The organism is Lacinutrix sp. MEBiC02595 (genome assembly GCF_053601555.1).
Map to the genome: position 1 here is coordinate 372510 of NZ_JBSHNU010000222.1, position 15274 is coordinate 387783.

The 15274-nt window shown below is 33.3% G+C and carries 12 protein-coding genes and 1 tRNA gene; 6 read left to right on the forward strand and 7 right to left on the reverse strand.

The window, feature by feature from the left end; genetic code table 11:
* From ACVCZW_RS11480 to ACVCZW_RS11495, 4 genes are all read right to left on the reverse strand, one after another.
* Positions 1-537 carry a thioredoxin family protein gene (locus ACVCZW_RS11480; protein ID WP_452232479.1) on the reverse strand — a complete coding sequence of 179 codons (537 nt, stop codon included), beginning with the start codon at positions 535-537 and terminating at the stop codon, positions 1-3.
* Between the two features lie 6 nt (positions 538-543).
* Positions 544-2061, reverse strand: a complete 1518-nt coding sequence (gene gpmI / locus ACVCZW_RS11485) for a 2,3-bisphosphoglycerate-independent phosphoglycerate mutase (protein ID WP_452232480.1) — start codon at positions 2059-2061, stop codon at positions 544-546.
* An 82-nt stretch (positions 2062-2143) separates the two neighbouring features.
* Positions 2144-2914 carry a M48 family metalloprotease gene (locus tag ACVCZW_RS11490; RefSeq protein WP_452229846.1) on the reverse strand — a complete coding sequence of 257 codons (771 nt, stop codon included), beginning with the start codon at positions 2912-2914 and terminating at the stop codon, positions 2144-2146.
* A 24-nt stretch (positions 2915-2938) separates the two neighbouring features.
* Positions 2939-3667: a M15 family metallopeptidase gene (locus ACVCZW_RS11495; protein WP_452229847.1), complete on the reverse strand. Its 729-nt coding sequence runs from the start codon at positions 3665-3667 to the stop codon at positions 2939-2941.
* Between the two features lie 63 nt (positions 3668-3730).
* Here ACVCZW_RS11495 and ACVCZW_RS11500 point away from each other — a divergent pair, with 63 nt between their 5' ends.
* Positions 3731-4156, forward strand: coding sequence for a GNAT family N-acetyltransferase (locus tag ACVCZW_RS11500; RefSeq protein ID WP_452229848.1), 426 nt, complete (start codon positions 3731-3733; stop codon positions 4154-4156).
* On the opposite strand, the gene ACVCZW_RS11505 is transcribed toward ACVCZW_RS11500, so the two are convergent.
* Both ACVCZW_RS11505 and ACVCZW_RS11510 read right to left on the reverse strand, forming a co-directional pair.
* Complete coding sequence (locus tag ACVCZW_RS11505) at positions 4153-5289, reverse strand: gliding motility-associated C-terminal domain-containing protein (RefSeq protein ID WP_452229849.1); 1137 nt, start codon at positions 5287-5289, stop codon at positions 4153-4155. The two genes, ACVCZW_RS11500 and ACVCZW_RS11505, sit on opposite strands and share 4 nt — an antisense overlap.
* A gap of 1 nt (position 5290) precedes the next feature.
* Entirely contained in the window at positions 5291-10852 is a 5562-nt protein-coding gene (locus tag ACVCZW_RS11510) for a beta strand repeat-containing protein (protein ID WP_452232481.1), read from the reverse strand.
* A 177-nt stretch (positions 10853-11029) separates the two neighbouring features.
* On the opposite strand from ACVCZW_RS11510, the gene ACVCZW_RS11515 reads away from it, so the two are divergent.
* Positions 11030-11102: transfer RNA gene (locus tag ACVCZW_RS11515), tRNA-Gly, on the forward strand.
* A 142-nt stretch (positions 11103-11244) separates the two neighbouring features.
* Here the strand turns inward: ACVCZW_RS11515 and pepE are convergent.
* Positions 11245-11952 (reverse strand): dipeptidase PepE, encoded by a 708-nt coding sequence (pepE, locus tag ACVCZW_RS11520; RefSeq protein ID WP_452228564.1) that lies wholly within the window; start codon positions 11950-11952, stop codon positions 11245-11247.
* 146 nt (positions 11953-12098) lie between these two features.
* Between pepE and ACVCZW_RS11525 the strand changes: the two genes are divergently transcribed.
* The 4 genes from ACVCZW_RS11525 to ACVCZW_RS11540 all read left to right on the forward strand — a co-directional run bounded on the left by ACVCZW_RS11525 (position 12099) and on the right by ACVCZW_RS11540 (position 15243).
* Positions 12099-12902, forward strand: coding sequence for a hypothetical protein (locus ACVCZW_RS11525; protein WP_452232482.1), 804 nt, complete (start codon positions 12099-12101; stop codon positions 12900-12902).
* A gap of 181 nt (positions 12903-13083) precedes the next feature.
* Positions 13084-13884: a carboxypeptidase-like regulatory domain-containing protein gene (locus tag ACVCZW_RS11530; protein ID WP_452232483.1), complete on the forward strand. Its 801-nt coding sequence runs from the start codon at positions 13084-13086 to the stop codon at positions 13882-13884.
* Complete coding sequence (locus ACVCZW_RS11535) at positions 13871-14644, forward strand: carboxypeptidase-like regulatory domain-containing protein (RefSeq protein WP_452228567.1); 774 nt, start codon at positions 13871-13873, stop codon at positions 14642-14644. The genes ACVCZW_RS11530 and ACVCZW_RS11535 overlap by 14 nt, the downstream gene beginning before the upstream one ends.
* A 95-nt stretch (positions 14645-14739) precedes the next feature.
* Positions 14740-15243, forward strand: coding sequence for a DUF6702 family protein (locus ACVCZW_RS11540; RefSeq protein WP_452228568.1), 504 nt, complete (start codon positions 14740-14742; stop codon positions 15241-15243).
* Positions 15244-15274 lie beyond the last annotated feature (31 nt).

Sequence of the window (15274 nt, forward strand, 5' to 3'; positions counted from 1 at the left end):
TTATTCTTCGAAATAAGCATTTTTATAAGGTTGATTCGTTAAAATATGTAGAATATCTTGTTCTAAACTTTCTATAGGATATTCCACTATTCTATTCATTTCTTTACCATCCTTGAAAAATATTAGTGTTGGAACATTCGTGATATTTAGGTTTTCTTCCAGCTTTTGAGGGGTTGTCTTGTCTCTGTCTACAGCAACTAATTGAAGATTGTCTAAATTAAAATTTGCGGCATCCAGAATTTTATAGAAGCTAGGTGTTTCTCTCTGGCTGTCTTCACACCAAGTTCCCATAAATAGTTTTATAGAAACATCGGTTAGTTTTGGTTTTATAAGTGCCACTAAAGAATCATTTACTTTGTAGTCGGTATAGGTTGTATTATACCAACTGTTAAAAGGAGCTTGTTGTAAGCCTTCTTCATTTGCTGGCCCTAATAACATCATAGAATCTTCCTCTTCATCCGGGACTGCTATATTTATTGACTGTTCTTTACAAGCAAAACATATTAGGACAATAAGTATTATATATAAATTTCTCATAGGTTCTTAAATTAAAGAATGTTGGGTCATCGCTTTAGGTTGTTCTACGCCAATAAGTTTTAGAATAGTAGGAGCGATGTCTCCTAAAATACCATCCTTAATATGTTTTAAATCTTTATCAATTAAAATAATTGGAACTGGATTTGTGGTATGTGCGGTATTTGGTGATCCGTCCGGGTTTATCATGGTTTCACAATTACCATGATCTGCAATTAGTATGGTTGTGTAATCATTTTCTAAAGCAGTTGTTATTACTTTTTTCACGCAAGCATCTACAGCTTCACAGGCTTTTATAGCAGCTGCCATAACTCCGGTATGCCCAACCATATCCCCATTTGCAAAGTTTAAACATATAAAATCTACCTCGCCTTTTTCAAGTTCAGGAAGAAGTGCATCTGTAAGTTCAAAAGCACTCATTTCTGGTTTTAAATCGTAGGTAGCAACTTTAGGAGAGTTTTTTAGTATTCTACTTTCTCCTTCAAAAGGTGCTTCTCTTCCTCCTGAAAAGAAAAAAGTAACATGTGGATATTTCTCTGTTTCGGCAATACGGATTTGCTTTTTGTGGTGCTTTTCTAAAACTTCACCAAGCGTTTCTGTTAAGTTATCTTTATCATAAATTACGTGCATTCCTGTGAAAGAATCGTCATAATTGGTCATGGTAACATAGTACAAGTTTAATTTATGCATGTTCTGCTCATGAAAGTCTTTTTGCGATAATGCCTCTGTTAATTGTCTTCCTCTGTCTGTTCTAAAGTTGAAAAACACAATAACATCACCTTCTTCAATTTTTGCGATTGGTTGGTTATTTGTGTCTACAGCGATTATTGGTTTAATAAACTCGTCGGTAATATCATTATCATAATTTTCTTGAATAGATTTTAAAATATTGGTGGAATGTTCCCCTTCGCCATTAACCATTGCATCATAGGCTAGTTTAACACGTTCCCAACGTTTATCTCGGTCCATCGCATAATATCTTCCAGTAATCGAAGCTATTTTGGTGTTTTTATTTTCTAAATATTCTTCTAATTCTGTTACAAAACCATAACCAGATTTTGGATCTACATCTCGACCATCTGTAAACGCATGAATGAAAGACTTTTCAATTCCGAAGTTCTCAACAGCATCTACCAAACCTAATAAATGACTAATATGAGAATGTACACCTCCATCACTAAGTAAGCCTAAAAAATGTACCGCTTTATTGTTTTTTTTAGCGTATTTAAAAGCATCAACAAGTACTTTCTCTTGTGCTAATGTTTTGTTTTTTACTGCTAAATTTATGCGTACCAAATCTTGATATACAATCCGTCCCGCTCCAAGGTTCATATGTCCAACTTCCGAATTTCCCATTTGCCCTTCTGGTAAACCAACATGTAAACCATCTGTGCGTAAAGTTGCATTTGGGTATTTTGTATAAAGCGAATCTATAAAAGGAATATTCGCATTATCTATAGCGGAGACTTTAGGGTCAGGAGATTTTCCCCAACCATCTAAAATCATAAGAATTACTTTTTTGTTCATGTGATGTTCATTTTGTAAACCAAATATAAAAAAAGAATCCCGACGAGTCGGGATCTTATATAAGGATTAAAATATTTTTATGTTATTGTAACTGACCTCTATATTTTTTTATAGATTCTCTAATTTCTTCTATACGATTATCAGGATCTGGATGTGAACTTTGAAACTCAGGAACACGATTTGGTCCAGCAGCAGTTTTTAATATTTCCATAACATCAATCATTTCTTCTGGGTCATAACCGGCTCTTAACATAAAACGTACGCCAAGATCATCACTTTCTAATTCGTCACCACGACCATTTTTTAAAATTAAGTTCTGTCCAACACCTCCAATTAATCCACCAACATCACCGCCAACAGAACCAGCGGTAGAAAGTCCTTGCCACAGTTCACTATTTGCAATACGTTCTGCACTATGTTTACCAAGTACATGACCAATTTCATGACCTAAAACACCTGCTAATTGGTCTTCATTTTCTAGCTGAGAAAACAAAGCGTAGGTGATAAATATTTGTCCGCCAGGTAATGCAAAAGCATTTATAGTTTCCGGATCTGCCAATAAATGAAACTCATATTTATAAGGTGTTTCTTTAGCAATACTATTGTTTATTAGTTTGTTGCCTACATTATCTACTAAGGCTTGGTAATTTTCATTAGGATATAAGCCTCCATGCTGCGCAGCCATTTGATCTCTACTTTGCAAGCCCATTTGTATTTCTTCATCTACCGTCAATGAAATAGCTTGCTTTTTTCCTGTGTATGGATTTATTTCTTGTGATGAGAAGTATTTAAAGCCAAAATAAGCAGCTATGCATAGTCCTATAATTAATCTTACTTTTAAATTCCCTCTCATTTTAATGGTTTTATTATGAATAATTTACAAAAGTTCTGGGTTAATGTCTAAAATATTTTCATTTCGATAGGTGCTTAAAAATGCTTCGGAAAAATATGCGTTTCCTAATAGTTTTTCGTTTTGAAGGACCTCTTGAATATTTATGCATTTGTACGCTTTTAAATAGTCTTGAGATAGTGGTTTGTAGCTATAATGCCAAGGTTCATATTTAAAACCTTTTCTGTCTAAATCGCTAGTGTACACTAGATAAAAACCAAAAGAATTGGCATGTGTATCCATCCATTTTTTTAAATAGATGTACGGACCGTCTCTATGAAAATTCTCTTCGCGAAGCACATATTTTGGTGCATGCACATTGCCGTCAATAATATCCATATCTGTTCCCCAATGATGTCTTGAAGTTCCTGGAATGGTGGAGTATTCAATTATTTTTTCCATACTTTTTTCTTCGGAAAAACCTTGACTTCTATAGCGTTTGTATTTACGTTCCCAAATACGTTTTTGATGTTCAAAATTTCTATAACTAGAAACTATCTGAATCTTTATGCCTTCTTTTAAAGCTTCCGTTTTCATTTCCTGAAAGGCAAGATGTGCTGCTTCCCTTAATCTATAGTCTTCACCAAAAAGAATCGGATTTCCTTTACCTATAAGTTCTTCCGAAGAAATTATATTTTGAGCAAAAGCAAAACTAGGAATTGCAGCTAAAGCTATTCCGGTTAATGTGGTTTTTTTTATGAAGTTTCTTCTTTTCAAATTCAGATAAAGTTTTACTAATTACGAGCCAAAATTAATTAAATTTACATCAAAAATTAAGGTATGCATTTTTCGTTTAAAATAATTGAAAAAGAAAATATTTCAACAATCCTTCCTTTGGTTATAAAGTTAAATGAAGGGAAAGTTTCTATAGAAATACTAGAAAAACGTTTTCAAGAAATTATAACCCAAAATTATGAATGCGCTGGTATTTATGATGGCGAAAAACTGATTGGTATTTCGGGTATGTGGTTTTGTACTAGACATTATTCTGGAAAAAGTGTGGAATTAGATCATGTGTATATCGATGAGACTTATAGAAATCATGGTTTAGGAAAACAGTTTATGCTATGGATTACAGATTATGTGAAAACTAAAAATGTGGAAGCTATGGAGTTAAATGCCTACATTGAAAATCCTGCATCGCATAGATTTTATGCTAATCTAGATTTTAAAAAACCAGGCTATCATTTTCTAAAAAAACTTTAGTAATTAATATATAAATAACCAGCATATTCTTTGTTTTCATCTGGTAAGATTAAAAGGTAAAAATAAGTGCCAACAGGAAGCTTTTTGTTTTTACCAATTAAGATTTCTTTGTTGGTATATCCATTCCAATCGTTTTGATAATTTTCTGCATCGTATACCATTCTTCCCCAACGATTATATATTTGTAAACTGTTTCTAAATAATTCGACACCTTCAATTACAAAGACATCATTTTTACCGTCTCCATTCGGACTAATACCATTATAAACAGTAATACCATCGCTGCCAATTAAAGATCCAAACGTTATGATTTCATAGTCGTTTGGTACAAAAGAAGTAGAAGTTATGGTTCCTGTATTTATATTTCCTGTAAAATCTACATTGCCCAAATCTTTCCATTGGTTTTCTGTATTGCTCCATCCTACAACGCGAAGGTTTAGTAAATCGTCTACTAAAACATTAATGTCACTATCTGTATTCCACGTTAATGTTACTTGGGTTTCTTCGGTACCATTAAAATCCCAAAATTCTTCCAAATTTATGGTGTTTAGGATACCTTCAGAATTATTGGTGTCAAACGAAGTGGAAAAGGTAGAAGGGAAATTAGGGTCTTCATTAAAATAGGCTGCCGAAAACTTAGGGTTTCCAGACTGAAAAGGAGTAATTAAAGGTCTTAACTTATTATCGTCTCCAATAGGGAAACTGAAAGCGTTATTTCCTGTGAAGGAAGCGTAGCCATCGGTTAATCTCAAGTCGTCTTCGGCAACAAAAAAGGCATTACTTAAATAATCTAGAGATATGTTTGGATTGTTTCTAGGAGTTATTACATCTCCAATAATATAGTTTAGTCCGTTGGAAATTTCGGTACTTATTTCTAGGAATAAATTATTATCCACAGCAACATCCATATCAAAAAATCTGGGGCTTTCCGTTCCAGAAATAGTTATTACATTGTCTTCATTGTAAAACCCTGCTAAACCTAGATTTTCATTAAATGTTCCGTCGTTTTCTAAATCGATATGAAAACCTATTTGACCTTCATCATGAATTTGAACATTTCCAAAGTTGTGAAATGCCTGTTGCGCAATGCTTACTTGAAATAAGAAAAGCGCTATGTATTTTATCGTTTTCATATTATTTATAAGCCGTATATATTACAAGTATATTTTCTGTTTTGTTATCGACGTTTATTACAAATCCGGTTGGATTCGCAGAAACGAAACTGGCAGATGTTAAACCTAAACTGTCACCATTGTTATTAGCGTATCTTATACCAATACAATGTGTGTTGGATGCATAACGAGAAATGTCATTAATGGAAGATCCACTACCACCAACATAAATTACTTGTTGCGTTGTTCCTCTTGCGTAACCTGTCATTCCTCCAAAAGTATTATTAAATCCATTATTGTTATTGCCGATCCCATTATCTTCATTTATGTTTTCGCTTTCCACATTGGGATACGCTTGAAATGTGATTTGTGAAGGTTCAAAAGGTAGGTCTGCAATAGTCTGATTACCTGTTGCTGTTATTATAAAATGTCCAACATAAACCGTTGGTCCTAAATAAGCACCTCCATTTGCACCAACCTCAATTAGGTTGTCCGCTTCTGCTGCTATAACTTGTGCTTTGGCAGCAGTTCCAGCTTCATTGGTGTAGGTTATTTCTCCAGTAGGACTGGAATCATTTTGCGATAATGTTGTTGTTGTTTCTGTAATATTAGTTGTTGTTGCTCCGCTAGTATGCGTTGCGATGGTATTGCCAGTAGTTACTACTGGTGTTACATTTGAAGATAAGGAAGAAAGATCTGTAGTAATTGTTCCTCCAGCATCTGTCGTTTCCAGATTGGTACCATTCAGAATAACCGTATCGTTAAGTTCGTTTGTGCTATCATTATCATTATTAGTAGGAAGGATTACAGATAAATTGTAATTATCACTACCGTCGTTGGTAACAGACACGGAACCATCCGTAGATTCTACCGTTTGAATTTCGTTGGTTGCATCTGTATCTTCATCTGCAGTAATATGATCTGCGATTGCAGTTGCATTGTCTGTTATGTCTGAAGCGTTATCTGCAATGGCGGTCGTGTTATCGGCAATTGCGGTGTTTTGCGTCGTTTGTTGCGTTTCTAAAGTATCAATATCATCTGCATTGGTAGTGATTTGCGATTGTAAAGCAGTTTCATCAAAAGGCGTAACACTTAAATTGATATTGTTATTTGCATCTGTGGTTACTGTAACGGAACTATCCGTAGATTCTACCGTTTGAATTTCGTTGGTTGCATCTGTATCTTCATCTGCAGTAATATGATCTGCGATTGCAGTTGCATTATCTGCAATGTCTGAAGCGTTATCTGCAATTGCAGTATTTTGCGTTGTTTGTTCCGTTTCTAAAGTGTCAATATCATCCGCATTAGTAGTGATTTGCGATTGCAAAGCCGTTTCGTCATAAGGAGTAACACTTAAATCGATATTGTTGTTTGCATCTGTGGTTACTGTAACCGAACTATCGGTAGAAGCTACGGTTTGAATTTCGTTGGTTGCATCTGTATCTTCATCTGCAGTAATATGATCTGCGATTGCAGTTTCATTGTCTGCAATAGCTGTGTTTTGTGTTGTTTGTTCCGTTTCTAAAGTGTCAATATCATCCGCATTAGTAGTGATTTGCGATTGCAAAGCCGTTTCGTCAAAAGGAGTAACACTTAAATCGATATTGTTGTTTGCATCTGTCGTTACGGTAACGGAACTATCGGTAGAAGCTACAGTTTGAATTTCGTTGGTTGCATCATTATCATTATCGGCAATTGTGATTGTTCCTCCTCCATTGGATAAGGTTACATTTGTTCCAGATTGCGCTAATGTTTGAATTTCATTCGTTGGATCGTTGTCATTATTAGTAGCGATTATAATACTTAAATCGAAATCATTTCCATTTTGAGTTACGCCAACGGAACCATCAGCGGACGTTACAGTCTGTATTTCATTTGTAGGATCATTATCTGCATCGTCCACATTATCTATGCCATCGTTGTCTAAAGTGATATTTCCTCCATTGACATCTGTGATTGTTGTTGTTCCATTTCCATTATCCGTAACTGTAGTAATTTCGTTTGTGGCATCATTATCATTATCTGTAATGGATATGATTGTTGCGGTTCCGTTTTCATCCACATACGTGAAAGTGCCATTTGTATTGTCTGTAATGGTAGTTACAGTTTCTAAATTATTAATTAAAGCGGAAAGGTTTATTTGTGTAATAATACCATCTTCATCTGTATAATCAATATTTGTATTGTCCGGGTTTAATGCTATAGAAGTTAGTGTTTCTAGGTTCGCAACGTTTAAAATAGTTGGATTTCCATCTTCATCGGTGTAAGTAAAGGTTCCATCATTATTATCTACTAAAGTTGTTAAAGTTTCTAGATTTGCCACGATTGCAGATAAATCTAATTGCGTAGTAATACCGTCTTCATCTGTATAATCAATATTTGTATTGTCTGCGTTTAAAGCAATAGATGTTAAAGTTTCCAAGTTAGCAACATTTAAAACAGTCGGATTTCCATCTTCATCGGTGTAGGTTAACGTTCCGTCGTTATTATCTACTAAAGTGGTAAGTGCTTCTAGATTTGCAACGATTGCAGATAAATCTAATTGTGTAGTAATACCGTCTTCATCGGTATAATCAATATTTGTATTGTCCGGGTTTAATGCAATGGTGGTTAGTGTTTCTAGGTTCGCGACGTTTAAAATGGTTGGATTTCCATCTTCATCGGTGTAGGTTAGCGTTCCATCACTGTTATCGACTAAAGTGGTAAGTGCTTCCAGATTTGCTACGATTGCAGATAGGTCTAATTGCGTAGTAATACCATCTTCATCTGTATAATCAATATTTGTATTGTCTGGGTTTAAAGCAATAGAAGTTAGTGTTTCTAGATTGGCAACGTTTAAAATAGTTGCATTTCCATCTTCATCGGTGTAGGTTAACGTTCCATCGTTGTTGTCTACTAAAGTTGTTAAAGCTTCTAGATTTGCTACGATTGTAGACAGATTTAATTGCGTAGTAATACCGTCTTCATCTGTATAATCAATATTTGTATTGTCCGGGTTTAATGCAATGGTGGTTAGTGTTTCTAGGTTCGCAACGTTTAAAATAGTTGCATTTCCATCTTCATCGGTGTAGGTAAAGGTTCCATCATTATTATCTACTAAAGTGGTAAGTACTTCTAGATTTGCTACGATTGCAGATAAATTTAATTGCGTAGTAATACCGTCTTCATCTTTATAATCAATATTTGTATTGTCCGGGTTTAAAGCAATGGTGGTTAGTGTTTCTAGATTGGCAACGTTTAAAATGGTTGCATTTCCATCTTCATCGGTGTAGGTAAAGGTTCCATCATTATTATCTACTAAAGTGGTAAGTGCTTCTAGATTTGCTACGATTGCAGATAAATTTATTTGTGTAGTAATACCATCTTCATCTGTATAATCGATATTTGTATTGTCTGGATTTAATGCTATAGCGGTTAATGTTTCTAGATTGGCAACGTTTAAAATCGTTGGGTTTCCATCTTCATCGGTATAGGTTAACGTTCCGTCGTTGTTGTCTACTAAAGTTGTTAAAGCTTCTAGATTTGCTACGATTGCAGATAAATCTAATTGTGTAGTAATGCCATCTTCATCTACATAATCAATATTAGTGTTATCGGTATTAAGTGCAATAGAAGTTAAAGTCTCTAATGCTGAAATATCTATTGTTATTGGGTTTCCGTCGTTATTATCAAAAGTATAGGTACCATTTAAATTAGCTGTTAGTGTCGCTTTATTTACAGTATCCATAGTTCCGTCTGGTTTTTGTAAACTAAAAGTTCCATCGCTATTATCCACTAAGCCAATAGCATCCACATAAGATTTTGGAGTCGCATCGCTTGGTCCAGTTGGTTGACCTAAATCCGTTACCGTGTTTCCGTTCATGTCTAAGTTTCCAACCATAGTATCTCCGGAAACATTTACATATCTAGGATCATAAAGTGCCGCATTAAAAGGGTCTATTGCAATCCAAACGGAGGAATCGTTATCATAAATATAAGTCGCTCCAACTTGAGTTGGATCTGGGGCATCACTGTTTACAACATATATATCTCCTTCTTGCGGTGTTCCACCAACTTCAATTACTCCGATATCTCCGGTGCTTGTTGTTGGACCTGTATATACATTTCCAATAGGGATATTTATATTTCCACTCGGATCTGGTACAGAATTATTAACACTTACTACACGAATACCATATACCCATTGTGTGCCATTCCAATATATTTCGCTATTCGGATTTGGAGCATCGACAAACATTTCTAACGTAATTTGACTAGTTAAATCCACTAAATTATTAGGAGTAGCAGGATTAGATAACTGTAATTCTGTTCCATTTAAAAACAAATCTTGTAGTTCATTTGTGGAATCGTTGTCGTTATCTATTACGGAAATTTCAACTGGTGTTCCGGCTTCATTTAAATAGGTATAGGTTAAATCTCCATTATTCGTTAGGGTTGTAAGTGTTTCTAAGTTTGCAGCATTAATTATTGTTTGCGCTCCGTTTTCATCGGTGTAAGTGAATGTTCCGTCGTTGTTGTCAACTAAAGTTGTTAAAGCTTCCAGGTTAGCTATGATTGCAGTTAAATCTAATTGTGTAGTAATGCCGTCTTCATCCGTGTAATCGATGTTTGTATTGTCTGTGTTTAAAGCGATCGAAGTAAGTGTTTCCAGATTAGCAACATCTAAAATAGTTGGGTTTCCATCTTCATCGGTGTAAGTTAATGTTCCGTCGTTGTTGTCAACTAAAGTTGTTAAAGCTTCCAGGTTCGCTATGATTGCAGATAAATCTAATTGTGTAGTAACGCCGTCTTCGTCTGTATAATCGATGTTTGTATTGTCTGTGTTTAAAGCAATCGAAGTAAGTGTTTCCAGATTAGCAACATCTAAAATAGTCGGATTTCCATCTTCATCGGTATAAGTTAATGTTCCGTCGTTATTATCCACCAATGTTGTTAAAGCTTCCAGGTTTGCTATGATTGCAGATAAATCTAATTGTGTAGTAACGCCATCTTCGTCTGTATAATTGATATTGGTGTTGTCGGCGTTTAATAATATTGTAGTTAATGTTTCGGCGCTATTTGTATCAATGGTTGTTACTGTCCCGTTTTCAGAAGTATAAGTGAAAGTCCCATCTGCATTATCTAAAAGGGAAGTAATCGTTTCCAATGTAGAGACGTCTAATGTTAGTGGTGCACCATTTCCATTATCAAATGTAAAAGTTCCATCTCCATTGTCTATAAATGCCGATTTAATAATTGTTGTAATGGTTCCTTCTTCGTTTGTATAACTTATAGAGCCATCATTATTGTCTATCAATGCAGTTATTGTCTCATTTGCCATTACATCAACGCACAAGCTTGTCCAAGAAGAATTATTGTATTGGTATAAGCAATCTTCTTCTGTATTATAAATGATTGCTCCATTTATAGGAGTAATTGCATTCATTTGCGCACTCGTTATTCTGGTAACCACGAAGACTTTTTCTGTGCTTTCTAATTCTAAAATAGAATTATTGTCTATCGCGCTAGGATTGTCTCCAATTTTAACTTGGGAAAACATACTAGAAGAAAGTAGGAAAGCAAATAGTAATAGGACATTTTTCATTTTATGGACTTTTTTATTCAGATAACAAAAGTACTTTATAAATGCCTATTTACATGATTCACAGGCTTAAAACAATATTACACCGACGAAAGGTTATTTATTCCCGATAAAAAACATAATATTTTTTTTGAAAAAGCTTTGTTATATGATAAAAATAGTTAATTTTGCCATCCGAATGCGAGAGTAGCTCAGTTGGTAGAGCGTCAGCCTTCCAAGCTGAATGTCGCCAGTTCGAACCTGGTCTCTCGCTCACAAAGCTTCATCTAACGATGGAGCTTTTTTGTTTTATAGAGTTGAAAGTAGGGAAGATTTAAGGTGAGAAGTTTATGCAGCGCATAGCCGAAGTAAACCTGGTCTCTCGCTCACAAAGCCTTATTTTATTGGATTTTTTTTTATTTTAAAAGACTAAGATCTGTATTTGTTTCCACCTCATAAGGGGTTTGGTTGTGTTCAAAAATTCTTGCAGATAATTTTCCTTTTAATGTAATCGTATTTCCTATTACTTCTAACCAACTTCCTTCTCTTAAGCCAACAACTGGTTGTGAGTTATACGCATGAAACTCTTTAATTCTAGTTTCTCGGGTTTCTCCTTTATGTGTAGAGTTTGGGTCTGGATCTAAATAATGCGGATTGATATTAAAAGGTACTAAACCAATAGTTTTAAAACTTGGAGGTTGCATTATTGGCATATCGTTGGTGGTATGCATCGTTAAACCACAAATATTACTTCCTGCACTTGTTCCTAAATATGGTGTACCTTTTTCTACAGCTTCTTTAATAACTGTAAGTAGCTTATTTCTGTATAGTTGACTAACTAATACAAAAGTGTTTCCACCACCAACAAAAATAGCTTCCGCATTTTCTATAGCTTCGGTTGGGTTTTCAAAAGTGTGAATTCCAATGACCTGTTTGTTGATTTTAGAAAAGGCTTCGCTTACTTTTTTAGTATACTCGTCATGCGAAATCCCACTTGGTCTTGCATAAGGAATAAATAAGATAGTAGATGCGTTTCTAAAAAAGACTGCTAGTTCTTCTAAAAGATATTCTAAATAATCACTTTCATGTATGGTAGAAGTACTGGCTATAATTATGTTTTTCATGTTTACTTTATATAGTTGAAAATCTCTTTTTAATGTAATTAATTTGTTGTAAATTTAAGTAATAAAGACTTTGAACAAAAATTAAATCGACTTTTGCTTCCTCTATAAGGTTGTAGTCGTTTTCTTAATCTAAAAAACCCAATATTATGAAACACCTATTACTATGCTTCACTTTTTTATTTTCTATTTCTTACGCATTTGGCCAAACCTCAGAAAGAGTGTCCATCCAAGGGAAAGTTATTTTTGAAACGAATGAGGTAGAAAATTTAGTGATTTATAATAAAACAGCAAATGATCGTACATTAACGGATGTTAATGGAGGATTTATAATAGATGTTGCTTTAGAGGATCATTTAGAAATTTCTGGTTTACGATTTAAAACCTTTCTAGTAACCATTACTCCAGATATTATGGTTTCTAAAGAGCTTACCGCTTTTTTAGTGGAGCGTGTAAATGATTTGGACGAAGTTGTTATTTTACCATTCGGACTTTCTGGGAACTTAACTTCAGATTTAACCAAACTAAGAACTTTTGATTTAGATTTAGATGCCATTTATACCAATGTAGAAAATGAAGAGCAATTTAAATATACAGAGCCTCAATATCTCGAAGTAGAAAATATGATACTTAAAAAAGATCAGTTTTATAATGGTGTCGATTTTGTTAAAATCACAAATTGGTTAATTAAACCAAGATTAAAAACGCAAAGTAATCTTAAAAAAGATCCAGCAACGTTTTCAAATTTTGATGATTTAAGGATGAAGCATAGACAAGATTTTATAAATGCAAATTTTGGTATTCCAAAAGATAGAGTAGAATCTTTTATTGTTTTTGCTGAAAATAATAATTCAGACATAACGCTTTTAGATGCAGGTAAAGACGTGGAACTTATAGAATATTTAGTGCAACAAAGTAAGTTGTTTTTAGCGTCCGAAGAAATCAAAAACTAAGCATATTCCTCTTAATTTGTTTTTTAAAACCTGCTAATTTTCCTAGTAGTAATTTTGAACGGCATAGTATTAAAGAGATAAAACCTTCTTCTTCCCGATTGCTTTTAACAAAAGTTTATATAGTCTTTTCATTTTCTTTAAGATTTGAAATACGTTCTTTAAGCTATTAAAAACTAACAACTTGAAAACTACATATTTTTTATTGCTAGTGATAAGTCTTTTTTGTGTGCAATTCTCTTGGTCACAAAGTATAGAAATCCAGGGTAAAATAGTTTCGGAAGCATCTGATTTAGAAAACATTACTATTTATAATAGTACTTCAAAAAAAGGAACCATTACAGATGTAAATGGAACCTTTACTATGGAAGTAAAGCTAAAAGATGTTCTAAAAATTTCGGCACTGACTTTTAAAAAAGTAACCGTAATTATTAATGACGAAATAATTAAAAGTAGAGCGCTTACCATTTTGGTAAATGAAGAAGTAAATACGTTAGATGAGGTCGTAATTCTTACGCATAATTTAACTGGCGAATTATTAGTAGATGTTGAAAATGCCGAATATTTTAAACCAATTCCTATAGATATTGGAAACATGGATAAATTAGAATTTGAGGATATTAGAATGAATAAAGTAGATAATGTCTTAGTGAAAAAAGGACAGCTTTATAATGGTTTTGATCCGGTAGAAATGCTGAAGTTATTTGGCGTGACATTTAAAAAGAAAAAGAAACTTACCTATCAGGAACTTAAAGAAAGGGATAAAGATACGAAGGAAGTTTTGGATTTGGCCGATATCTATTCCGCAGCCTTTATTAGTGAGAATTTCAATATACCTATAAATCAAACCGAAGCTTTTCACGCTTTTGTGGAAGCAAGTCCGTTAGATTATACCTTACTTAAAAAAGAAAATGAAGTAGTATTACTTGAATTTTTACTTACACAAAGTAAGTTGTTTCTAAAAAAAATAAATGGGGAAGATTAAGGGTATAATTTTCTTGCTGATTTGCTTGGCTTGTTTTCAAATATCTTGGACACAAACCGTAGATATTCTAGGAGAAGTAAAAAGTGGGGATGATGTGGAAAACATTCATGTCATTAATAAAACTTCGCAAAAGTTCACCATTACAAATGCCAAAGGAAAATTTGTTATTCCGGCAAAACTAAACGATACTTTGGTGGTTTCTTCTATTCAAAATAAATTAGAAACTTTGATTGTTAGTATAGAACATATTTTGTCTAAAAAAATAACCATAACATTAGAAGAGCAGGTCAACGAACTAGACGAAGTGGTAATAGGTAAAATGTTAACAGGAGATTTAATGACAGATCTAAATGCTGTGGAAGGAAAACCAATTACTTCCTTAAGTATTGGTATTCCAAGTTATCAAGGGCCACTAAAAACCCATAACGAAAGATTACTGAATGAAGCAACCTCAGGAGGTGGTTTTATTGCGTTAAATCCCATTTTAAATGCCATAAGTGGTAGAACAAAAAAACTGAAAAATAGAGTAAGATTAGATGAAATTGAAGTCTTTATGTATCGCGTGAAAACTAAATTTTCTAAAGATTTATTTGAAGAAAACCCATTACACGAAGATAAAATCATGGATTACTTTTATTTTGTTTCCGATGACCCCGATTTTACTAAAATATGCAAAAACAAAAGCGATTTAGAAATATTGGTTTTTTTGAAAGATAAATTAATAGCATATAAAGCAATTTTAAATAACAAAGAAGATTAAGTTGCTTTGGAATGCTTTTTGAAATGCAATTCATCTAAAAAATAATTACTTTTACGTTTAATAAAAAAAACAATTCCGGTTAACGGAAAATAAATATGAAGCACTTAAAATTTGCCTTACTACTTTTAATTATACCAGCACTTGCATTTACAACGGTACATAAGTACTATGTAAGTGTTACAAAAGTAGAATACGTAAAAGAAAAAGAATCGGTACAAATAATTTCTAGAATTTTTATTGACGATTTTGAAAGACTACTTCGGGAACGTTACGATTCAGAAATCACATTAGATATAGAAAATGAATTGTCTACCATAGATATGTATATCGAGCGATATCTAAAGGAAAAAATACAAATAGAAATTAATGGAGAACTTATACCTTTTCATTATTTAGGTAAGGAATATGAAGATGAAATTATTTTTGTTTACCTTGAAATAGAAGGTGTTAAAGAGATTAAGAGTTTTGAAATAACCAATAAAGTTTTAATGGATTTATTTGAAGAACAAGAGAATATAATTCGAACAAATATTAATGGTAAAAATAAAAGCTTACTATTAAGAAAAGGAAAAGATACAGACGTGTTAAACTTTAATTAAAAAAAGGTTAATATTTTTAAAGTTTCACTAA

Bases quoted from the DNA above. Each gene is read 5' to 3' on its own strand.
- ACVCZW_RS11500 (WP_452229848.1), top strand. From the start codon at position 3,731: ATGCATTTTTCGTTTAAAATAATTGAAAAAGAAAATATTTCAACAATC.
- ACVCZW_RS11490 (WP_452229846.1), bottom strand. From the start codon at position 2,914: ATGAGAGGGAATTTAAAAGTAAGATTAATTATAGGACTATGCATAGCT.
- ACVCZW_RS11535 (WP_452228567.1), top strand. From the start codon at position 13,871: ATGGGGAAGATTAAGGGTATAATTTTCTTGCTGATTTGCTTGGCTTGT.
- pepE (WP_452228564.1), bottom strand. From the start codon at position 11,952: ATGAAAAACATAATTATAGCCAGTACTTCTACCATACATGAAAGTGAT.
- ACVCZW_RS11510 (WP_452232481.1), bottom strand. From the start codon at position 10,852: ATGAAAAATGTCCTATTACTATTTGCTTTCCTACTTTCTTCTAGTATG.
- gpmI (WP_452232480.1), bottom strand. From the start codon at position 2,061: ATGAACAAAAAAGTAATTCTTATGATTTTAGATGGTTGGGGAAAATCT.
- ACVCZW_RS11525 (WP_452232482.1), top strand. From the start codon at position 12,099: ATGAAACACCTATTACTATGCTTCACTTTTTTATTTTCTATTTCTTAC.
- ACVCZW_RS11480 (WP_452232479.1), bottom strand. From the start codon at position 537: ATGAGAAATTTATATATAATACTTATTGTCCTAATATGTTTTGCTTGT.
- ACVCZW_RS11505 (WP_452229849.1), bottom strand. From the start codon at position 5,289: ATGAAAACGATAAAATACATAGCGCTTTTCTTATTTCAAGTAAGCATT.
- ACVCZW_RS11540 (WP_452228568.1), top strand. From the start codon at position 14,740: ATGAAGCACTTAAAATTTGCCTTACTACTTTTAATTATACCAGCACTT.